The sequence below is a fragment of the Desulfoluna spongiiphila genome, assembly GCF_900101345.1.
Classification (GTDB): Bacteria; Desulfobacterota; Desulfobacteria; order Desulfobacterales; family Desulfolunaceae; genus Desulfoluna; species Desulfoluna spongiiphila.
Genome location: NZ_FMUX01000025.1, coordinates 46,840 through 67,355, shown reverse-complemented (window position 1 = coordinate 67,355; position 20,516 = coordinate 46,840). Strand labels below are relative to the sequence as shown.

Annotated in this window: 18 protein-coding genes; 5 read left to right on the top strand and 13 right to left on the bottom strand. The window is 55.1% G+C overall.

Annotation, left to right across the window (positions count from 1 at the left end):
* The 3 genes from BLQ12_RS27580 to BLQ12_RS23850 form a co-directional block, all read left to right on the top strand.
* Window positions 1–273 (top strand): hypothetical protein (locus tag BLQ12_RS27580; RefSeq protein WP_302846803.1); only part of this gene is annotated, 273 nt, incomplete at its 5' end.
* 201 nt (window positions 274–474) lie between these two features.
* Complete coding sequence (locus BLQ12_RS23855) at window positions 475–1,083, top strand: HAD family hydrolase (protein ID WP_175470036.1); 609 nt, start codon at window positions 475–477, stop codon at window positions 1,081–1,083.
* Window positions 1,080–1,427, top strand: a complete 348-nt coding sequence (locus tag BLQ12_RS23850; RefSeq protein ID WP_092214947.1) for a TraR/DksA family transcriptional regulator — start codon at window positions 1,080–1,082, stop codon at window positions 1,425–1,427. Before BLQ12_RS23855 ends, BLQ12_RS23850 begins: the two co-directional genes overlap by 4 nt.
* A 921-nt stretch (window positions 1,428–2,348) precedes the next feature.
* Here the strand turns inward: BLQ12_RS23850 and BLQ12_RS23845 are convergent.
* The 11 genes from BLQ12_RS23845 to BLQ12_RS23795 all read right to left on the bottom strand — a co-directional run bounded on the left by BLQ12_RS23845 (window position 2,349) and on the right by BLQ12_RS23795 (window position 13,971).
* Window positions 2,349–3,149, bottom strand: coding sequence for a 50S ribosomal protein L11 methyltransferase (locus BLQ12_RS23845; RefSeq protein ID WP_092214945.1), 801 nt, complete (start codon window positions 3,147–3,149; stop codon window positions 2,349–2,351).
* Window positions 3,150–3,552: 403 nt separating this feature from the next.
* Window positions 3,553–3,933, bottom strand: a complete 381-nt coding sequence (locus BLQ12_RS23840) for a hypothetical protein (RefSeq protein ID WP_226860074.1) — start codon at window positions 3,931–3,933, stop codon at window positions 3,553–3,555.
* Window positions 3,930–4,580, bottom strand: coding sequence for a YkgJ family cysteine cluster protein (locus BLQ12_RS23835; protein WP_254782106.1), 651 nt, complete (start codon window positions 4,578–4,580; stop codon window positions 3,930–3,932). Before BLQ12_RS23835 ends, BLQ12_RS23840 begins: the two co-directional genes overlap by 4 nt.
* 138 nt (window positions 4,581–4,718) lie before the next feature.
* Window positions 4,719–6,098, bottom strand: coding sequence for a tRNA uridine-5-carboxymethylaminomethyl(34) synthesis GTPase MnmE (gene mnmE / locus BLQ12_RS23830; RefSeq protein ID WP_092214940.1), 1,380 nt, complete (start codon window positions 6,096–6,098; stop codon window positions 4,719–4,721).
* A 171-nt stretch (window positions 6,099–6,269) separates the two neighbouring features.
* On the bottom strand, window positions 6,270–7,085 hold the full coding sequence (gene jag, locus BLQ12_RS23825; RefSeq protein ID WP_092214938.1) for an RNA-binding cell elongation regulator Jag/EloR: 816 nt from the start codon (window positions 7,083–7,085) through the stop codon (window positions 6,270–6,272).
* Between the two features lie 15 nt (window positions 7,086–7,100).
* The gene (yidC, locus tag BLQ12_RS23820) at window positions 7,101–8,708 is read right to left on the bottom strand and encodes a membrane protein insertase YidC (protein WP_092214936.1); all 1,608 of its coding nucleotides are present in this window, start codon (window positions 8,706–8,708) and stop codon (window positions 7,101–7,103) included.
* Between the two features lie 250 nt (window positions 8,709–8,958).
* On the bottom strand, window positions 8,959–9,207 hold the full coding sequence (gene yidD, locus BLQ12_RS23815) for a membrane protein insertion efficiency factor YidD (RefSeq protein WP_437438243.1): 249 nt from the start codon (window positions 9,205–9,207) through the stop codon (window positions 8,959–8,961).
* Window positions 9,164–9,520, bottom strand: coding sequence for a ribonuclease P protein component (rnpA, locus tag BLQ12_RS23810; protein ID WP_092214934.1), 357 nt, complete (start codon window positions 9,518–9,520; stop codon window positions 9,164–9,166). The genes yidD and rnpA overlap by 44 nt, the downstream gene beginning before the upstream one ends.
* Window positions 9,521–9,665: 145 nt before the next feature.
* On the bottom strand, window positions 9,666–9,800 hold the full coding sequence (gene rpmH / locus BLQ12_RS23805) for a 50S ribosomal protein L34 (protein ID WP_092214931.1): 135 nt from the start codon (window positions 9,798–9,800) through the stop codon (window positions 9,666–9,668).
* A 101-nt stretch (window positions 9,801–9,901) separates the two neighbouring features.
* Window positions 9,902–11,413, bottom strand: a complete 1,512-nt coding sequence (locus BLQ12_RS23800; protein ID WP_092214928.1) for an Rne/Rng family ribonuclease — start codon at window positions 11,411–11,413, stop codon at window positions 9,902–9,904.
* A gap of 29 nt (window positions 11,414–11,442) precedes the next feature.
* Window positions 11,443–13,971 (bottom strand): TIGR03960 family B12-binding radical SAM protein, encoded by a 2,529-nt coding sequence (locus BLQ12_RS23795; protein ID WP_092214926.1) that lies wholly within the window; start codon window positions 13,969–13,971, stop codon window positions 11,443–11,445.
* A gap of 605 nt (window positions 13,972–14,576) precedes the next feature.
* Between BLQ12_RS23795 and asnS the strand changes: the two genes are divergently transcribed.
* Together asnS and BLQ12_RS23785 are read left to right on the top strand one after the other, a co-directional pair.
* On the top strand, window positions 14,577–15,935 hold the full coding sequence (gene asnS / locus BLQ12_RS23790) for an asparagine--tRNA ligase (protein ID WP_092214923.1): 1,359 nt from the start codon (window positions 14,577–14,579) through the stop codon (window positions 15,933–15,935).
* Between the two features lie 371 nt (window positions 15,936–16,306).
* On the top strand, window positions 16,307–16,753 hold the full coding sequence (locus BLQ12_RS23785) for a methylglyoxal synthase (protein ID WP_217640391.1): 447 nt from the start codon (window positions 16,307–16,309) through the stop codon (window positions 16,751–16,753).
* A 405-nt stretch (window positions 16,754–17,158) separates the two neighbouring features.
* Here the strand turns inward: BLQ12_RS23785 and BLQ12_RS23780 are convergent, their stop codons facing one another.
* Together BLQ12_RS23780 and gyrB are read right to left on the bottom strand one after the other, a co-directional pair.
* Window positions 17,159–17,935, bottom strand: coding sequence for a response regulator (locus BLQ12_RS23780; protein WP_092214920.1), 777 nt, complete (start codon window positions 17,933–17,935; stop codon window positions 17,159–17,161).
* 146 nt (window positions 17,936–18,081) lie between these two features.
* Window positions 18,082–20,505, bottom strand: a complete 2,424-nt coding sequence (gene gyrB, locus BLQ12_RS23775; RefSeq protein ID WP_092214917.1) for a DNA topoisomerase (ATP-hydrolyzing) subunit B — start codon at window positions 20,503–20,505, stop codon at window positions 18,082–18,084.
* Window positions 20,506–20,516: the final 11 nt, after the last annotated feature.

Here is a 20,516-nt window from a genome sequence, read left to right as displayed (position 1 = left end):
CCCATGCCTGAGCGTGAGGAAGCCCCCATGCCTGAGCGTAAGGAAGCCCCCATGCCTGAGCGTGAGGAAGCTCCCCTGCCTGAGCGCAAGGAGGCTCCCATGCCCGAGTTTGTGGAGGCGTCCAAATCCGAGCCTGCCGAGACCACGTCATCGTCGGCACCACGAACACCCAAGGGCCCCAGGCCGGTTCGCCAGACCCGCCGACCCAACGCCCCGAAGTACAGAAAACGTTCGGGCGGCCGGTACGCCGGAAAGCCACGTACAGATAAGTAAGGATACGCTCCTTACCCACTAAGCAAAAAAAGCGCCGCCTTAAAAAGCGGCGCTTTTTTTTTGTTTTTTTGGTAACTATTCATGGTGAACCTCCGGCCACCCGGCCAGGCCGTCAGCCCCGCATGCATCCGCCGGGTTGACGGGATACCCTCACAAACCTTTCCGCGTTTCAGGCGCGGTCCCATGTTTAGAGGAGCTCCAATGAATCCACCTGTCAAACTGCTGCTCTTTGATATCGGCGGCGTCTTTATCCAACTCTCCGGGGTGGACCAGATGCTTGAATGGACGAAAGGTCTCCACACGGAAACAGAGCTCTGGAATCTCTGGCTGCACTCCGAGGCCGTCAAAGCGTTTGAAACCGGCCGCATCCCGCCGGACGACTTTGCCGCCGAGTTGATCCGGGAGTTTTCACTCCCCGTTAGTGTCCCCACCTTCCTTGCCGCCTTCACGTCCTGGACCACCCGCCCTTTTCCAGGATTCAGGGACCTCATGGCAGGGCTCAACGGGGGTTACCTCACCGCGTCCCTCTCCAACACCAACGAGCTTCACTGGGGCAATCTCTGCGAGACCCTGCACATCGACACCCTCTTTCATCACAACTTCCCCTCCCATGAACTCGGATGCATGAAGCCGGACAAGGCCTCCTTTTGCCATGTGCTAAGCACCCTGGGAATTGCCCCGGAAGAGACCCTTTTCTTCGACGACACCCCCATCAACATCGATGCAGCCCGTGCCCTGGGAATTCACGCCCATCGGGTCTGCGGCGTAGATCACCTCCACCAGACCCTCAAGGAGCTCGATATCCTGTGACACCACAACAACGCCGGGAACTGAAAACCCACATCGAATCCGAACTCGCCCTACTCAAAGAAGAGCTCGCCGCAACCGAAGGGAACACCAAGCCCGCGGTCACCCCGGACAGCGCCATCGGACGCATCTCCCGCGTCGAGGCCATGCAGAGCCGCCATATCGGCGAAGCCTCCGCCCGGGCCCGGAAGGCGCGCATCGGCAGGCTCGAACTCGCCCTGGCCAGCATCGATGACGAGGACTACGGCCTCTGCGTGGCCTGTGAAGAGCCCATTCCCCTGGCCCGTCTGAGACTCATCCCCGAAGCCACCCACTGTGTGGCCTGCGCTGCGGATCTCGAAGCATAAAAATGATGTCACCATACCGATAGAAAAAACGTGCCTCCGGCGGCCAGGGGATGATCCCCTGGACCCCAGGTTGCGAATGCGATTTCCCCCTCGTTCCTCGGGGAAAATCACATCCGCCTTAAAAAATTAAAAGTGACTCAACACTCATTATTTAAGACCTGTTTGTTAAACCCGTTTTTTATAAATCAGGCAAAAGTTCGGCTTCCGGCAGGACTGCATTTGGCTGCCTCCGGCGGCAAGGTGTGCCACCTTTAAAGCAGGTTGCGGGTGCGCTTTGCCCCTCGGCCCTCGGATCAAAGCACATCCACCTTAAAAATAAAATTTTTCAAAAATGAACATTTCAAGGCCCGGGTGAACTTGCGGCAGTCACAAAACAGCCCATAAAACCCGCCATGGAACATGTCTCTCCCAGACATCGTATCATGCCCTCTTCAGCAGACGCGTCAGCCTCAACCTGCCTGCTCACCATATCACTCTGTTATATCCCCGCACGCAGCACTCGCCCGATCGCCCCACGGATTTCGTTAATCCCTCCATGGGGTACACAACTGCTCCCGTAAAAGAAATGCCCCGGCAAAGAGACCGTATCGAAATATTGCGGTCATCTGTTTTTGCTTTCAGGTGTCGCAACCCGACAGGTGTTTCACGTGAAACATCATCAGGCAACACGAAGCCTATTTTGTGTCATGGATAAAATCTTGTTTCAAAAAAAGGGAGAGTTTGTACAGGCTATTTGAAAGGAGGGATCGTCCAATCGGATAAAAATGGCCAGAAAAGGGCAAAAATCAATAAACATGCCCTACTATAAATAATAAATTCGACAAGTTAAAAGTAAAACACCCAAAAACAGACGATACAAGACAATTCCATATCAGAGTATAAACAAAGGCAAAAACGTAAAAATATGGGATTTAAGCCGTATCAGCGAGATATCGGTTTTTGAAAGTGCAATCCAACCCATCCTTGGCGCAATGTTTCCCCTTGGAGGGCAAAATGGGCCGCGTAAGCATCTTTGACCCTGCCCTCCTCCCCGGCCTTGATCCCGGAGAGAATCAGGTCTCCTCCCGGCACCGTCCATTGATGAATGGACTCTTCAAGGGCAACCAGGGTGGGATACCTCAAGTTGGCGGTGACCACCTCATAGGGGCCGACGCTGGAAAAGTCATCGGCATGGTAAATACGCAGGCACTGGGAGCACCCGTTGAGCACCGAATTTTCCCGGGCGTCATGCATGGCAATGGGATCGATTTCCGTGGCGTCCACATGGCAACATCCCAGCTTCACGGCAAGGAGGGAGAGCACACCGGTGCCGGTTCCCAGATCCAGAGCACGCTGCCATACAGCCCCGCGCTCATGTGCCTCCACCATAAACCCTGCGCAGAGGCGGGTGGTGGGATGGGTGCCGTTGCCGAAACTGATCCCCTCTTTCATGGTGATGCAGCAGGTGCCGTCGGTGGGCAAGGGAAGATGGGGCGGGGCCAGAACCACCCCGGGAGCCAGGGGATGGTACCGGTTGAGGGAAGGGACCACCACGGTGCGCCCCAGCTGCTGACGATAACTCAGGTGATTGTTCTCCACACAGCGGGTCAAACAGGCCCGGGCCGTTCGCCGTGTCATCCCGTGGTCGGCCATAAGGGTGGCCATGATCTCGGCGGGTGTCAGAGACCGGGTGGTCCCATGCACATGATCAATCACAAAATCATCAACGCAGGTCATTTGCATACAGAGTCCGAAAGAGCCTCCGGCGGCCCTGCCGGGAGCTAAACTTTTAAAAAGTTTAATAAACAGGTTTAAAAAAACAGATTCCGGCGAATCTGGGTCACTGAGCTATGACGTGATATGGGGGAAAGCGCATTTGCAGCCTGCTATCAAGGTGGCACACCTTGCCACCGGAGGCAGCCAGGTTAACAATGCCTCCGGCGGCCCTGCCGGGGGCCAAACTTTTAAAAAGTTTGATAAACAGCCATTTAACACAAGGCCTTTACTAGGCCTTGAATAAAAGGCGAATGTGATTTTCCCCGAGGAACGAGGGGGAAAGCGCATTCGCAACCTGCTTTCAAGGTGGCACACCTTGCCGCCGGAGGCTGCTTTTTGGCTGACATCCCCCACAGACGACATGGCCTTATCAATCGAAGGTCAGGGTTTTCCCCTCTTTTTTCAAAAGCTCGTCGTACCAGTGAACAAATTCAAAGGCGGCACGCACCTTGTCGGTATTGTTCATAACCCCCATGGCCATCTCCATCACAGCCTGGCTGTACTGGTTGGAGGGGTCTTCCGGTCCCGCCTGGACGAGGAATTCCCGGATCAGCTGATCCACGGTGCGCTCGGATCCGTCCACGCGGATATCCAGGGGGTCTTTGGGGTCGCCGAAGGGGTTCCAGTTTTCATACCCCTGCTTCATGATCATCTTCTGTCCCCGTTTGCCCATGGAGTCAAAGATGGCCTTTTTCTTGGCCTCAATTTCCTCATCGGTAAACTCGTTGTGGGTCATGCCGACGGTGCTCATGCCTTTACCTCCACCCCTAAATACTCTTCGTTGTAATCGGTAAGAAGTGCCATGGACAGGGGTACGAGCACGCTCCCCATCTGGGTAAAACGAGAATCGATCTCACGCACCAGGTCCCCTGAAATTTTATAGAGACGGTTGTACACCAGGTCCATGTTGAGGGTGGGGTACGCCTTGCCTTCATTAAAACCGGACAAACCGCAGGTATGGCCTTTACCTGCTGCAGAGGTGGGGATCCCGTAGACCCTGCAGGCGATGGGACGGTACTCATACATCAGGCATTTTCCCTCTTCCCCGAGGAGGGGGCAGCGGACACGCATCTTGGAGATGGCTTCAATGATGGCATCATCAGGGGTCCCTGCTTCGTGGCGCTTGTAGGCCTCTTTCTTCATCTTGGCCAGGCCGCGGTCCACGGTGCTGGCACGCTCTGTGATCTCGTAACGGGCCTTGCCGTTGTAGAGTTCATCAAATTTTTCCTTGATGTACAGGGCCTCCACAAAGGTGAGGTCAAACAAGGCGTGGCAGCAGTCATCGCAGCCGGCCTTGCACTTCACCTCTTCGGAAAATTCTGAACTGACCTTGGTGAACACCTGGCCGACCTGATCCACCAGCGCTTCGTAACGGGAAAATGCGTTTGAAAAATCCATGACCCTCTCCATCTATATCCTTCACCCAGGGATGCTGCAGGCATCATCAAAGCCGCCCAACCGGATCGAGTAGGCCCCTGCCCCCCGGGTAATCATTGTTTCACGTGAAACAGCCGGCCGCCCTGCCCGGGCACCGGCTTATTTTCCTATACAGAAATTGCTGAAGATCTCATCCAGGATGTCCACCGGCACCTCCTCGCCCAGAATCTCACCCATGAGATCCATGGCCGAACGGATATCGATGCTGATGGCATCAAAAGAGAGATGAGAATCTATACCCTCTACAGCATTTTCCACATTATTTAAAGCCTTTCTTACCAGGGCAACCTGCCTCCGGTTGGGAACCAGGGCACTGCGATCCTCGGGAAGACGGGCAAGGATCCGTGCCACAACCGCCTCCTTGACGGCATCCATGCCCTCCCCGGTCTTCACCGAGACCACAAGGTGTTCGATCCCCTCTGTTTTAAGGGCATCCGCGGCCCCACCGGGGGACAGATCCGCCTTGTTCACCAGCACCAGGCACTGCCGGGAGCCCACATAATCGCGAATCTGACTGAGAACCTCCCCCTCCACGTCATGGGAACCATCCACGAGGTAGAGAACCAGGTCCGAGGCCTCAATGCGCGAGAGGGTCCGCTCGATGCCGATCTTCTCCACCGGATCGTCCGTGGTTCGGATCCCTGCGGTGTCGGTCACCTGAAAGGCGATGCCGTCGATGTGGATAAACTCGTCGATAAGATCCCGGGTGGTGCCGGGAACATTGGTGACAATGGCACGGTCCTGACCGGAGAGACGGTTTAAGAGGCTCGACTTGCCGGAGTTGGGCGGCCCAGCAATAACCACGCGGATCCCGTGCCGAAAGATATCCGACTGGTCGAAATTCTCGATAAGAGCAACCAGTGAAGGGGCCACGGTGGCGGCAAGCTGCCCGCGAATGGTCTCTGCCTGGATCTCTTCATCCACGTCGTCGGGAAAATCAAGGATCGCTTCCAGGGTGACGGTGATCTGCTTCAGGGACTCTCGAAGGCCCGCAATGGTCTCCCCCAGCTCCCCCTTGACCATGGAGATGGCCATCTCGTGGGAGGTGGTTGTCCGGGCGTTGATCAGGTCGATGACCGCCTCGGCCTGAGAGAGGTTGATGCGTCCGTTGAGGTAGGCCCGCTTAGTGAACTCACCGGGCTCGGCAAGGCGTGCTCCGGCCTCGATAAGGAGGTCGAGAATCTGACGCATGACCACGGGGCTGGCGTGGGACTGAATCTCCACGCAATCTTCGGCGGTGTAGGATTTCGGCCCCTTCATGTAAAAAAGGATCACCTCGTCCAAGGGAACCCCCTTGCCGTCTTCAAAGGTCCCGTAATAAACCCGGTGGCTCTTGGGGCGTGTAACGCCGGAGGCGGACCGGAAAAAGGTCATGGCAATGGAGACGGCTTGTTGCCCGGACACCCGGATAATGCCGATGCCGCCACGGCCCACCGGCGTGGCAATGGCTGCGATGGTATCAAAATCCAAATAGCTCATAGCTCTTTTCTGCTGTTGTGTTGTCGTCAATGGGCAAATGGGCCCATGGGGTGCTTTACAGAGGCGATCTCTGCCCCCAAACTACCACGTCCCCTTCTGGGCGACCATAAAAAAAGCCTGTTCGACCATGGGGTGGTCGAACAGGCTCCAAGAAAAAGGAAACAGTTATATCTATCTGTTTTTATTTCTCATATTTTTATTGCGCTTGGGGAAAATCACCAACCGGCGATAGTACCCCTCACCCATGGACTGGGTCCGTACCCCGCGATCATCCTTTAAGGTCAGGTGAATGATACGGCGGTCGTGGGAGGACATGTGCCCGATGGTATGGGGTTTGCCCGTCTTCTTGACCTTCTCGGCCATGCGCTGGGCATGCTGGCGGAGTTTCTCCTTGCGCATCTCCAGGTAGCCTTCGATGTCCACCTGAACGCGTACACGCTCCACGCTGTGCTTGTTGATGATTTTATCCAGAAGGTACTGGATCGCCTCAAGGGTCTGGCCCTTTTTGCCGATCATCACGGCTGCGTTGCCGCCGGTGACGTTGTACGTGAGGATGTCCCCATCCACCCGGTAGGCAATCTCGGACTCTTCTGAGATAAAGGAGGCTATCTCCTTTAAAATCTCCACGCCGGCATCGGCAGGGGTGAGCCCTTTGAAAAAACCATCTTCAAAGGTCCGCTCGGTGTACTCGTAGGTGCGGTCTTCCCCTTTGAACCCTTCGGTGTCTGCCGAGGTGCTCTCCTCGGTTTTGGGGGTACCGAAGGCCTCGTCCACGAGGTTTTTGGCAACCCGGCCCTGCTTGGGCCTGTTCTTTTTAACGGCCACGGAGATCTTGGCTTTTTTGGCCCCGAAGAGACCGAAAAGACCGGCGCTCCCCTTGGAAACCACATTGTAGTCCAGCTCCTCTCTCGGGATATCGAGTTCTTGCAAGGCAGCGTCAATGGCTTTTTCCACGGTTCTGCCCTCAAATTCCCTAAGCGAATTCATACACTCCTCCAGAGGTTACGAGAGTTTCTTGGTGATATAGTACTGCTGAGAAATCGAAAGGACGTTGTTGACAAGCCAGTACAGCACAAGCCCGGATGAGAAGTTGACGAAGATAACCGTCATCACGAGGGGCATCATCATCATCATCTTGGCCTGGGTGGGATCTCCGGTCGAGGGCGACATCTTCTGCTGGAGAAACATGGTAGCACCCATCAAAAGGGTCAGAACGGGAATACCTGTGGGTTGAACCATCATGGGGATGGAAAACCCGAAATGGAAAAGGCGATCCGGGGCCGACAGGTCGGTGATCCAGCCGAAAAAAGGTGCATGGCGAAGTTCAACGGCCGAATAGAGCATGCGGTACAGCGCAAAGAAAATGGGCATCTGAACCACCAGGGGCAGGCAGCCGCTCATGGGGTTGACCTTGTAGGTCTTGTACAGGGCCATCACTTCCTGGTTCATGCGCTGCTTGTCGTCGGCATATTTCTCACGGAGCTTGCCCATGATGGGCTGGAGCTTTTTCATCTCATGCATGGAGGTGTAGCTCTTGTTGCCCAGGGGCCAGAAGATCAGCTTGATGAGGATGGTGAGAAGGATAATGGCGATGCCGTAGTTGGCCACCACGTGGTCATGGATAAAATTCATCAGGCTCAGGCAGGGCTTGGCAATGATGTCAAACCAGCCGAAGTTGACGGCCTTGTGAACGGATGAATCAAGCTTTTTGAGCATGCGGTAGCTTTTGGGGGCTGCCAGGATATCGACCTCAAAGCTCTTTTCCATGCCGGGCTGAATCATGCCCGTGGGCAGGTTCATGGCGGCGGTGATCACCCCGTTTTTCTCTGCCAGGGCCATGGAGGACCCGGTGATCTCTTTGGGAATGACCGCGGTCATGAAGTAGCGGCTCTGCTGGGCCACCCACTCCACGGTACCGGAGTAGAGGTTCTTGTCCTTGATCTTCTTGGCCTTGACGTTTTCAAGGTGGCCGTCGACAAACCCGCTGGGCCCCTGAAATCCGTAGCTGCGACCGCCGTCCACCGTGGAGACAAGGCCAAAGGCCAAAGTCCCGTCCAGGGCAAGGGAGCTTCCGTTACGCAGGGTAACCGTGGACGAAATGGCGTATGAGTCAGCCGTAAAGTGAAAGTTACGGACAACCTCCACACCGTTGGTGCTGACCCAGCGGTAAGAGAGGCTGGCTCCGTTGTCTCCCACCACCACGTTCTGCTGATCGGCTTCGAACAGGGCATCAGATGCTCCCTGCACGCTGTTTTTTGCAAACCCCAGGGTAAAGGTGCGGTCCACCTCCGCGGGGATGACGTTCTTGTAGGCGTCCCCGTCCAGGGTCTCTTTGTATTTTTTCAGTTCAAATCGTTTCACCGCAGCACCGCGGTTGGTGAACTCGATGCGGTAAAGGGGAGACTCCACCACGGTGATGTTTTCCTCCACCACCGTCACAGGCTTGATATCCGTAGCAGGTGTTGCCACCTCCCCGGGTTGGGCCACGGGTTGTTCCAGTTGAGGCTCCTTGGGGACCTCCGTGGGCTTCTGGGGAGGAAAAAGAAAATTCCACCCTGCAAACACAATGATGGAAAGGATGATTGCTGCAAAGAGTCTGACTTGTTCCATAGGTTCTCCGTTGTTCATCTTCTTCAAAGATGGTGCCTTGTTCATGCGCCAATGAGCCGTCCCTGCCCCTTAAGGTATAAAAGGTGCAACGACATCGTGCCTGTTGCCGGGCTCTGGAATCTTCTGGACGGTTTCGTGTTCATGATGAAGCACGGCTCAGCCGTTCATGCGCAAAGGGGCTGGCGTGATCATCGGGTGGTTGCGGGTTCTTCTGGTCGGTGGGTGGGTGCTGAGGCTCTGGTGAAGGATTTTATGGAAGCGGGTCGACCCCTCCGGGATGAAACGGGTGGCACTTGAGAATGCGTTTCACCGCCAAAAAGGACCCCTTAAGAATTCCATACCGTTCATAGGCCTCAATGGCGTATGCCGAACATGTGGGATAAAAACGGCATCTTGGACCAATCAAAGGGGAGATCAAATACTGATAGGCCTTTATCAATCCGATAAAGACCTGCTTAAGACTCAGTACCTGCTTTAATTTTTTGAAAAATATGCTCAAGGGATAAAAAGGTCTCTTTATTGCTGAGTTGAGCCGCTGTGCGCTTGGCAATAAGTTGGATATCCCGATTCTCAAAAAACTGTCGACCGTTTTTCCGAAAATACTCGCGTACGATCCGTTTGATGCGGTTACGCGTGACAGCACCCCCAACCTTTTTTGATACAGTGATACCTATGCGGGATGTCTGAAGGTTATTTTCCAGGATATTGGCAACGAAGTGACGATTGTGGACGGTTGCCCCTTTTCGATAGAGTTCCTGGAACTGATGTCTCTTGAGAATCCTCAGCTCTTTTGTAAAGGCGTTCGCTCGCAAGTCGTATGTATCCCTGTATCATCGTACTCTCCGTCGTGCCTCGTTCCGGCGGACCGTGATGCGAGCCGTTGTCGACTCGCCGATCCCCCAAACGAGGCCCTCGGAGCTACCCTTTAACGAAGGCATCATAAAAATCAAGTGCGTGCTAGGCGGACAGGCGCTTACGGCCCTTCGCACGACGGCGCTTGACAATACGACGTCCAGCGGGAGTGGACATACGATTCATGAATCCGTGCTTTCTGGATCGTTTAAGGTTGCTTGGCTGAAAAGTTCGTTTCATATGTGAATACCCCTATTTTACGTTTGATTTCACACTTTTGTGACGTTAAAATAAACCCGGTAACTTAATCATAAATTGCGACACGTGTCAACAGCCATATTTTACTTGAATTTCTCGGTGAGTTCAAACTCTTCCCGATGAAAACGGCGGATGGGGTAGATTTCGATTTTCTTCCCCAGCCGGTACTCTATGGCGCTGATGGTGCTGATCTCATCCCGATGCAGATAATCGGCCATCTCTTCACTCACCTTGAGGGTAAAAATATCCCCCATCATGTCCCGGGCGTGACGATGAATCTCCCGATATATTTTTTGGGAGATGGTGGTTTTCGAAATGGTGTATCCGTCGCCGTAACAGATGGGACACTCCTCGCAGAGCATCCGTGTCAGCGATTTTCTCACCCGTTTCCGGGTCATCTGCACCAGACCGATTTCGCTCATGGGCAGAATGTTCGTGCGGCATTTGTCCTGTTTAAACGACTCTTTCAAGGTCTCAAAGACCCGCTCCCGGTTCTCCAGGTTCTCCATGTCGATAAAATCGAGGATGATGATCCCCCCGATATTCCGGAGGCGCACCTGGGCGGAAATTTCCCGGATCGCCTCCAGGTTGGTTTTGAAGATGGTCTCTTCAAAATTGTGCTTGCCCACGTAGCGACCGGTGTTGACATCAATGGAGGTCAGGGCCTCGGTCTGCTCGATGACGATGTACCCGCCGCACTTGAGCCACACCTTCTTTTTCAGGGCCCGGGAGATGTCCCCTTCCAGGCTGAAGGCCTCAAAGATCGGCTCGGAGCGGTCGTAATACTCCACCTTCACCTTGAGCTCCGGCATGATCTTCCGGATAAAGTTGTTCACCGAATCAAAGCCGAACTTGTTGTCGATGGTAAGGCGATCCGCCTCATGGGTCAACAGGTCCCGGATGGCCCGGAAGGTCACCGTCAGGTCCCGGTGGAGCCGGTACGGGGCGGAAAAACTCCGGTACCGTTTCTTGATGTTTTCCCAGGAGTTGACCAGAAGGTCCATCTCCCGCTTGAGCTGTTCTTCGGCGATCCCCTCCCCTGCGGTACGGAAGATATACCCGTAAGGGATCTCCCGCTTGTCGCTGATCAGGTCCCGCAGGCGGGTGCGCTCGTCCTCACTGGCGATGCGCTTGGAGATGCCGATGTGATCCACGTTGGGCATGAGCACCAGGTAGCGGCCCGGCAGGGAGATATAGGTGGTGATGCGGGCCCCCTTGGTGCCGATGGGGGACTTGACCACCTGGACCATGATCTCCTGGCCTTCGCGAAGCAGCTCTTCGATGGGAATCTGGCGACCGGTGTTGTCCGGGGCAAACTCCTTGTTGCCGTTTTCGCTGTAAGGGGCCTCGTTTTCCCCGATATTCTGCTTCTTCTGGACGTCGTCCACATAGATGAAGGCCGCCTGGTTGAGGCCGATATCCACAAACGCAGCCTGCATGCCCGGAAGGACACGCTGCACACGGCCTTTGTAAATATTGCCGTTGATATTGGTATCATCGCCTCGCTCCACAAAGAGTTCAACAATGTTCCCATCTTCCAGGAGGGCCACACGGGTCTCCTGTTCTGTTACGTTAACAACCAGTTCCTTGTACATATATTAGGGACCACGATTCGTTTATCGGGTTAAGAGACTTCGTCAATCCGGCAGGTTTTTACCAGACCCAGGTGAGCAGCGGCGTCATCGGTAAGGGAGAAAATATGCTTCACTGCGAGATCAGGACGGATGACCACGCCATCAATCCCTTTCAGATCGATGGTCAACTGAGAGGGTGAGTGAATCTCCACCCCTCTGACAAACAGCTTTAAATCAACCTCTTTTATATTTCCTTTTTTGCCCTTTTTTTCAATTATAAAATTATTTAATTCCATAAATTTACTTAAACAATGGGCATCAAAGAGATCGGATCGAGCTTGAACCTTGTATCTGAACGTATCGTCTTTCGGGCCTTTTATTTTAACAAAAGGCTTGATGTCACGAATTTCTATTCCTTCAACAAGATGTTGGTTCAGTTTATCTTTTATCTCACCGGCAGACAGTTCCGACGCCACGGAGACCACGAACTGCTCCTCCATACTCTCCATGCCCAGGGGCATGGGATCGGAAAAGGTAAGACGGGGCCGGGGATTGTAACCATGGGATTTTTCGATGGTCAGCCCCGCACGCCGAAAGGCTTTGGTGACGATGTTAACCAACTCCAGGTGACCAAAATAGCGAGCATTCCCCAGCTTGGTGTAGGCCAGGCTGTACTTGATAAAGGGGCCCGGTGCGGGGGGCTGCGGCTTTGCCGCCAGGGCGTCCCCGGCAAGGGAATCGCAGATCACGGGCCGAATGGTTTTAAAATCGCAAATCCCGCACCCGGAGCAGTCTCCGTAACGGCAATCGGGCGTCAGAGACGCGGCTAGGGCTCTGGCCCGCTCTTTTTTCAGGTACCCCTTGGAGACCCCGGAGTCGATATGATCCCAGGCCAAAGGCTCGTCCAGACCGCGCTCGCGGCGACACAGAAGATCCCAGTCGAGTCCTTCTTCTTCCACGGCCTCGCGCCAGAGGGGAAGGTTCATGTATTCGCTCCAGCCGTCGAGGCGACACCCTTTTTCCCAGGCCCGGATTAACAGGGAGGTCAGGCGACGATCGCCCCGGGACCAGATCCCCTCAAGCCAGCTGATGTCCGTGCTTCCCCACTTCAGGGTCACACCGCGCATGCGCAGGCTCTCTTTGAGCCAGCAGATCTTCTCCCACGCCTCGTCCTTCGTGATCTGTCCCTCCCACTGAAATACCGAGTGGGGCTTAGGGATAAAGGTGGAGACACTCACGTTGATGGCCGCCCGCTTGTTTCGGGAGAGGCCGCGCAAGGTCTTCACCAGGTCCACAATGCCCTGGAGGTCTTCGTCGGTCTCCGTGGGAAGCCCGATCATGAAATAGAGCTTGATGGTGGTCCAGCCCAGCTCAAAGGCGCTCTTCACCGTGCCGATGATATCCTCTTCGGTGATCCCCTTGTTGATCACGTCCCGAAGGCGCTGGGTCCCCGCTTCAGGGGCAATGGTAAAACCGGTCTTGCGGACGTTCTTGATGATCTCCATGAGCTCGCCCGTCAGGCGCCCGGCACGGATGGAGGGAAGGGAAACCGCCACCTTCTCCCCGTCGGCGCAGCACCCCGAGGTGATGCCCCGCATGAGCTCGGCCAGCTGCTCGTAATCCCCTGTACTTAACGAGAGAAGGGAGATATCGTTATACCCGGTGGTGATGAGGGATTCGGTGCTTAACGAGAGAAGATCGTCCACGCTGCGCTCCCTCACCGGCCGATAGATCATGCTGGCCTGGCAGAAACGGCAGCCCCGGGTGCAGCCCCTTGAGATCTCAAGGCGCAGCCGGTCGTGGACGGGTTTGCCAAAGGGGATCACGGGCTTTTCCGGAAAAGAGTCCCTGGAAAGCTCCGGGACGATGGCCCGCTTCACCCGCGGGGCCGACGGGTTCTTTGCCGTGACAACCGGCACGGTGGCACCGCTGTCAGAAAGGGCCTCGTAGCTCACGTCAAATCGGGAGGGCACATAAACCCCCGCGATTTTTTCCACCTCACAGAACAACGCCTCTTTGTCCCCCCCGCCCTTGCGCCAGGCCGCGATGGCCTCAGCCACCTCTACCAGGGCCTCTTCCCCGTCACCGATAATCAGAAAATCAAAAATATCGGCCACGGGCTCGGGGTTGAAGGCACACGGTCCGCCTGCGATGACAAGGGGATGGGAGTCATCCCTGTCCTTGGCAAGAAAGGGGATACCGGACAAATCCAGCATGGTAAGGACGCTGGTGTAGTTCAGCTCATAGAGCAGGCTGAATCCCACCACATGAAAATCGGAAAGGGGGGTCCGCGTCTCAAGGGAGAAAAGGGGCTCCCCTTTCTCTTTCAGCAGGGCTTCCATGTCCGGAGCCGGGGCAAAAACACGCTCGGCATAAATGCCATCCCGCTTGTTAAGAAGGGCGTAAAGAATCTGTATCCCGAAATGGGAGGTGCCGATGTCGTACAGATCCGGAAAAGCCAGCACCATATGCAGATCCACGGTTGCCGGGTCCTTTACCACGCGGTTCACTTCAGTCCCCAGGTAACGGCTCGGCTGGGCCACCTCGGTGAGGAGGTCTTGAATCGTCGTATTGTCCATGATACTTTATTTTATAACCTTCTGAAATCTTAAGGATTTTATTCTTTATCACGTTGTAAACATTTCATAATAGACCACATTCGTATAAAACACCAAAGGTAAATCACCCCTGGTTGGGAAATATCCCCTCACCCGAACCCCGGGTTGTCACCTTTGCTTCCCTTGGCCCCGCAATCCGCCAAGCCATAGAAACGGTGGCTGCACAGATTTTAAACGCGATATTGAATGATTTAAACAGGTTTATCCTCCCACGGATTCGTCTTTCCGGATAAACAGGGGTCTTTCCTGTTGTCCCCCGGGAGCCAGGGTACTACACTGCAGTGTCAAAGCAGGTGCCATACCGATATCGCGTTGAAATGATCCAAAAAAAAGGTCACGGCAAGGTGTGCCACCTTGAAAACAGGTTGCGAATGCGATTTGGATTAAATTTAATCTGTTTTTTAAAACCTGTTTGTCAAACTTTTTAAAAGTTTGGCCCCCGGCAGGGCCGCCGGAGGCTGTTTTTTAAAAATTAAATCGTTACCCTTGATTTTAATATACCCCGGGATGGTCTGTGTATACCTGTCCCGACCCATTACACGAACCCTCCAACACACAGGTGTGTCATGAAACGAACCAAAATTAAGGCACTTCTGGCAAGAACTGCCCCCCTTGAAAAGGTCCTCATAAAAGGCTGGGTCCGAACCCGGCGAGACACCAAAGAGTTCTCGTTTATGGAAGTCAGCGACGGCTCCTGCCTCGCCTCCATCCAGGTGATCGTGGACGCTGGCAGCCCCGGATCCGAGCATCTTCCCGCCCTCTCCACGGGTGCCGCCGTCTCTGTCACCGGTGAGATGGTCCCCTCCCCCGGCAAGGGCCAGGCCTTTGAGATCCGCTCCCACACCCTTGAACTCGTGGGCACCGCAGGGGAGACCTATCCTCTGCAGAAAAAGCGGCACAGCGACGAGTTCCTGCGCACCATCGCCCACCTGCGTCCCCGCACCAACAAATACGGGGCCATCATGCGTATCCGCTCGCGCACCAGCCACCTGATCCACCGGTTCTTTGAAGAGGAGGGATTTTTTCTCATCCACACCCCTGTCATCACCGGATCGGACTGCGAAGGCGCAGGGGAGATGTTCCGCGTCACCACCGTGTCGGGCACCACCCCCGCCTCCGAGGATTTTTTCGGCCAGGAAACCAACCTCACCGTCTCCGGCCAGCTCTCCGCCGAGATGATGGCCCTGGCCCTGGGCGATGTGTACACCTTCGGCCCCACCTTCCGGGCGGAGAACTCCCATACCAGCCGCCACGCCGCCGAGTTCTGGATGCTGGAGCCGGAAATGGCCTTCTGCGACCTTACCGGCAACATGGACCTGGCCGAGGCCCTCATCAAATACGTGGTGGCAGGGGTCCTTGACACCTGCAGCGACGACATCGCCCTGTTTGCCAACTTTGTGGATAAATCCCTGATGAAAACCCTCACCTCCTTAAGGGACGACACCTACCTGCGCCTGCCCTACAGAGAGGCCGTGGAGATCCTTCAAAAAACAAAGAAAAAATTCGAATACCCCGTCTCCTTCGGAACGGACCTCCAGTCGGAACACGAACGCTACCTGGCCGAAGAGCACTTTAAAAAACCGGTCTTCCTCTACGACTACCCCAAAGGCATCAAGCCTTTTTACATGCGGGTCAACGATGACGGCGAGACAGTAGCCGCCATGGACCTTCTGGTCCCGCGCATCGGGGAACTGGTGGGTGGCAGCCAAAGGGAGGAGCGGGAAGACGTCCTGCACCAACGCATGACCGAGATGAACCTGCCTGACAAGGAGTACTGGTGGTATATGGACTCCCGACGCTTCGGCTCAGTCCCCCACAGCGGCTTCGGCCTGGGCTTTGAACGCCTGCTCATGCTTTTGACCGGCATCACGAACATCCGCGACGTCATCGCCTTCCCCCGAACCCCGGGAAGCATTGATTTTTAAAAAGATATGCCTCCGGCGGCCCTGCCGGGGGCTAAACTTTAAAAAAGTTTAATAAACAGATTTTAGAGTACAGATTCAGGCCAATAAAAATAAAAGTCGAATGTGATTTTTCTCGAGAAACGGAGGGAAAGCGCGTTTGCAACCTGCTTTCAAGGTGGCACACCTTTTTGGATCTGAATCATTACAAAAAGTGACTCTTGTGAGGCTATCCCACGGTATATGGACTTGTGTCACACTCCGCACATCGGTATGCCCCGGGCGAATGCGGACGCATTTCAGCCCCAAAGGACGATATCCAAAGCGCATTCGCAAACCCGCTTTCGAGGTGGCACACCTCGCCGCCGGAGGCACAACTTAAAATGAGGAGAGTTATGGACGCCAGGAAACGGATTGCCCTTGTGGCACATGATGAGATGAAACCCAAGATGATGGCCTGGGCCACAACCCACAAGGCGGAATTGGAAAAGCATGAGCTCATCGGCACCGGGACCACCGGGGGGCTGTTGGCCTCGGAGGTGGGCCTTGAGGTGACCTGCCTGAAGAGCGGGCCCCTGGGCGGGGACCTGGAGCTTGGCAACCTCATCGTCAACGACGGCCTGGACATGCTCATCTTTTTCTGGGACCCCATGACCGCCCAGCCCCACGACGTGGACGTGAAAGCCCTTTTGCGGATCTCCGCCGTCCATAACATCCCCATCGCCTGCAACCAGGCCTCGGCTGATTTTTTTGTCACCAGCCGCTGGTTCAGCGCGCCCTATGAAACAGCCCAGCCCGATTATACCGCCCACATCAACCGGGCCGTCCAGGCCGACACATAATAAGCTAAAATAAGCCTCCGGCGGCCCTGCCGGGGGCTAACCTTTTAAAAAGGTTAATAAACAGCTTTTAAAAACAGATTCAGTAGAATCTGAATCCATAGCGAATGTGATTTTCCCTGAGAAACGAAGGGGAAAACGCATTCGGAACCTGCTTTCGAGGTGGCACACCTCACCGCCGGAGGCAGCCAGGTTAAAGATGCCTCCGTCGGCCCTTCCGGGAGCCAAACTTTTGAAAAGTTTGAAAAAACAGATTCAATTTAATCTAAACCAAAGGCGAATGTGATTTTCCCTGAGGAACGAAGGGGAAAGCGCATTCGCAACTGCTTTCGAGGTGGCTCACCTCGCCGCCGGAGGCAGGCTTTTCCATGCACTTTAACCATAGAAGGCTGCTGGTTACTGCCGTGCCTAAGAGGGACTCCGCAGGAGTTTGCGGACTTCATCGGAGAGGTGGGCGAGGCTGAAGGGTTTTTTGATAAACCCGGTGTTGGGTTCGGTAAGGAAGGTCTCCACCCGCTGGTCTTTTCGAAAACCGCTGGAGATAAGCACCTTGACCCCGGGGTCGATATCTTTGAGCAGGTGGTAGGTATCGATGCCGTCGATGCCCGGCATGATGAGATCCAGGATGACCAGATCGATGGTCCCCTTCTCTCGCTTGTAGAGTTCCACGGCGCTGGCCCCGTTCTCCGCGGTGATCACATCCAGGCCGATCTTGGCCAGCATCTGTCCCCCCACATCAAGGATCAGCGTCTCATCGTCCACAAGAAGGACCCGGTACTTCTCAGGGGAAGCCTGCCGGTAGATATCCATGCCGCGGCGCGCGCTGTTGGGTGGAATCGAGGGTTCCCTTTCCTCTGCAGGCGGTCCCAGGGAGAAGGATTTTCCTTCGGGCTCCACATTTTTCTCGACAAAATTGAGGAGTTTTTCGGTCAGGCGGGTCCCGCTTTTGATGTAGCGCTCCATGTTTTTGAGGCGCTCATGGGAGGGATCGTCCCGGTCTGTGTCGTGGAGCATGATGGAGATGTTGCCCTGGATGACCATCATGAGGTTGTTAAACTCATGGGCCACGCGACCGAAGATCCGGTTGCGCTCCTGGGAGATCTCTTTTTCGCGCAGGTCGTCAAGCTCCGCTTCCAGGGCGGCAATTTTCTTTTCAAGCTCTCGGTATGTGGGGGTCTCAGCCATGCTTGATCTCTTTGGTTAAAAAGTCCAATCCCACGCTGTGCCCAAAACACAAAAGGGCTCGAACAAAGCCAACCGTACAATAAAGAGACATCCCTTCATCATCGTACCCTGGTAAACTTGCGCGAGCCCTTTGCCTTATTTACCCTTTAGATATCCAAGGAGGATACTTCAAGGGCATTCTTCTGGATAAACGCCCGCCTGGGTTCCACCTCTTCTCCCATGAGGAGCGAGAAAATATCGTCTGCATTTTCCGCATCGTCAATGGTTACCTGAAGCAGGGTACGCCGCTCGGGGTCCATGGTGGTCTCCCAGAGCTGGTCGGGGTTCATCTCACCCAAGCCCTTGTAGCGCTGGATGTTGATCCCTCTCTTGCCCTCTTTCATGACGGCTTCAAAGAGATCGAAGGGATTCGAGGCGGTGTGAACCGTCTCGCCGCTTTCGCTGTTGGCAACCACCACATCGCCTTCCATGAGCATCTGGATCTTGGCAAGACTCGTCATGGCGGCGATGTACTCGGAAGAATAGAAGAGCACACGCCCCACCTCCATGGTGCCGCCCAGGTGCAGGGTCACCTCGTCGTCGTCGGCCTTGCTCTTTTTCTCCACATAGAAGCGGTAACGTTCCCGCTCCGGATTGTAGGCAAGATCGCCCACATCAAAGCCGCTTTCAACAATGCGCTGGCGAAATGCCTCCATCTTCTCCTGATCGGTGAGGTAGGCCTTGTCGATCATCCCCTCTTTGAGGATTTCCATCAAGAGCCTGCGATCGTAGCCCCGACGCTCCATGGTGCCCATGGCCTGGATAAAGGTGGAGAGGTCCACGAGGGTATTGAACAGGGCTTCTCCGGAAATCTTCGTATCCCCTGCGGTCAGGCTGCGATTTTCAAAGATACGCTTGAAGATGAAATCCCGGTACCCGGTTTCGTCCTTCAAGTAGACGCTGCTCTTGCCTTTGCCCACCTTGTAGAGGGGGGGCTGGGCGATATAGAGGTAGCCTCGTTCAATAAGGGCGGGCATCTGCCGGTAAAAGAAGGTCAGCAGAAGGGTCCGGATGTGGGACCCGTCCACGTCGGCATCGGTCATGATAACGACTTTGTGGTACTTGATCTTCTCGATGTCGTACTCTTCACTGCCCACGCCGGTGCCAAGAACGGTGATGATGTTCTTGATCTCATCGCTTCGAAGGATTTTATCGAAACGGGCCTTTTCCACGTTGAGGATCTTCCCCTTCAAGGGAAGGATGGCCTGGGAGCGTCGATCCCTGCCCATTTTGGCAGAGCCCCCTGCGGAGTCGCCCTCCACGAGAAACAGTTCGCGGAACTGGGGCTCCGAGTACTGGCATTCGGCCAGCTTACCCGGCAGGGTGGAATCGATAAGGGCGCCTTTGCTTCGGGCCAAATCGCGGGCTCGCTTGGCCGCATCCCGGGCACGGGCCGCTTCCACCGCCTTGGTGATCAGTTTTTTGGCCACCCCGGGATTCTCCTGGAGGAAGTCGGCAAACTTTTCATTGACCAGGGACTCCACGATGCCCTTGACCTCGCTGTTGCCCAGCTTGGTCTTGGTCTGCCCCTCAAACTGGGGCTCGGGCACCTTGACGCTGACAATGGCGGTGAGACCTTCCCGGGTGTCGTCCCCGGAGATTTTGCCCTGCATGTTCTTGGGCACGTTGTCGCTGGTGGCGTAGGTGTTCACCGTACGGGTCAGGGCCCCTTTGAACCCGGAGAGGTGAAATCCCCCCTCGTGGGTGTGGATGTTGTTGGCAAAGGAGTAGATCTTCTCGTTGAAGGTGTCGTTGTACTGAACCGCCACCTCCACCTGGATCCCGTCCCGATCACCTTTAAAATAAATGGGTTCGTGAAGGGCTGTCTGGGAACGGTTGAGGTACTCGACAAAGCTCCTCAGGCCCCCTTCGTAATGGAAGGCCTTTTTCTCATCGGTGCGTTCGTCTTCGATGGTAATACGGATCCCGCTGTTCAAAAACGCGAGTTCCCGAAGGCGCTTGGTGAGGATATCGAGGTTGAAGTTGTCGTCATTCATCACCTCGGTGTCGGCTTTAAAGTGGACCCGGGTTCCTTGTTTTTCCGTTTCCCCCACAACCTTGAGGTCGCTGGTCTTGTCCCCTTTGGCAAAGGCCATCTGGTAGATCTTGCCGTTCTGGTAAATCTCCAGGTTCAGGAAGACGGACAGGGCGTTGACCACAGAAATACCCACCCCGTGGAGGCCGCCGGAGACTTTGTAGGACTTGTCGTCAAACTTGCCCCCTGCATGAAGTTTGGTGAGAACCACCTCAGCCGCACTCATGTTCTCGGTCTCGTGCATGCCCGTGGGAATTCCACGCCCGTTGTCTTCAATGCTGATGGAGTTGTCCGGGTGGATCAGGATGGAAATGGTATCGCAGTAGCCGGCCATGGCTTCGTCGATGCTGTTGTCCACCACCTCGTAGACCAGGTGATGGAGCCCCTGGATATCCACGTTGCCGATATACATGGACGGTCTTTTCCGGACCGCTTCGAGTCCTTTCAAAACCGTGATACTGTCTTGGTTGTAGCTGTTGGTCTGTTCTTCTGTCATGCGTCTCTATA

What these genes read in the sequence shown, in the direction of transcription:
- BLQ12_RS23855 (WP_175470036.1), top strand. Translation starts at nt 475, where the DNA reads ATGAATCCACCTGTCAAACTGCTGCTCTTTGATATCGGCGGCGTCTTT.
- BLQ12_RS23845 (WP_092214945.1), bottom strand. Translation starts at nt 3,149, where the DNA reads ATGCAAATGACCTGCGTTGATGATTTTGTGATTGATCATGTGCATGGG.
- BLQ12_RS23840 (WP_226860074.1), bottom strand. Translation starts at nt 3,933, where the DNA reads ATGAGCACCGTCGGCATGACCCACAACGAGTTTACCGATGAGGAAATT.
- BLQ12_RS23835 (WP_254782106.1), bottom strand. Translation starts at nt 4,580, where the DNA reads ATGGATTTTTCAAACGCATTTTCCCGTTACGAAGCGCTGGTGGATCAG.
- mnmE (WP_092214940.1), bottom strand. Translation starts at nt 6,098, where the DNA reads ATGAGCTATTTGGATTTTGATACCATCGCAGCCATTGCCACGCCGGTG.
- jag (WP_092214938.1), bottom strand. Translation starts at nt 7,085, where the DNA reads ATGAATTCGCTTAGGGAATTTGAGGGCAGAACCGTGGAAAAAGCCATT.
- yidC (WP_092214936.1), bottom strand. Translation starts at nt 8,708, where the DNA reads ATGGAACAAGTCAGACTCTTTGCAGCAATCATCCTTTCCATCATTGTG.
- rpmH (WP_092214931.1), bottom strand. Translation starts at nt 9,800, where the DNA reads ATGAAACGAACTTTTCAGCCAAGCAACCTTAAACGATCCAGAAAGCAC.
- BLQ12_RS23800 (WP_092214928.1), bottom strand. Translation starts at nt 11,413, where the DNA reads ATGTACAAGGAACTGGTTGTTAACGTAACAGAACAGGAGACCCGTGTG.
- BLQ12_RS23795 (WP_092214926.1), bottom strand. Translation starts at nt 13,971, where the DNA reads ATGGACAATACGACGATTCAAGACCTCCTCACCGAGGTGGCCCAGCCG.
- asnS (WP_092214923.1), top strand. Translation starts at nt 14,577, where the DNA reads ATGAAACGAACCAAAATTAAGGCACTTCTGGCAAGAACTGCCCCCCTT.
- BLQ12_RS23785 (WP_217640391.1), top strand. Translation starts at nt 16,307, where the DNA reads ATGGACGCCAGGAAACGGATTGCCCTTGTGGCACATGATGAGATGAAA.
- BLQ12_RS23780 (WP_092214920.1), bottom strand. Translation starts at nt 17,935, where the DNA reads ATGGCTGAGACCCCCACATACCGAGAGCTTGAAAAGAAAATTGCCGCC.
- gyrB (WP_092214917.1), bottom strand. Translation starts at nt 20,505, where the DNA reads ATGACAGAAGAACAGACCAACAGCTACAACCAAGACAGTATCACGGTT.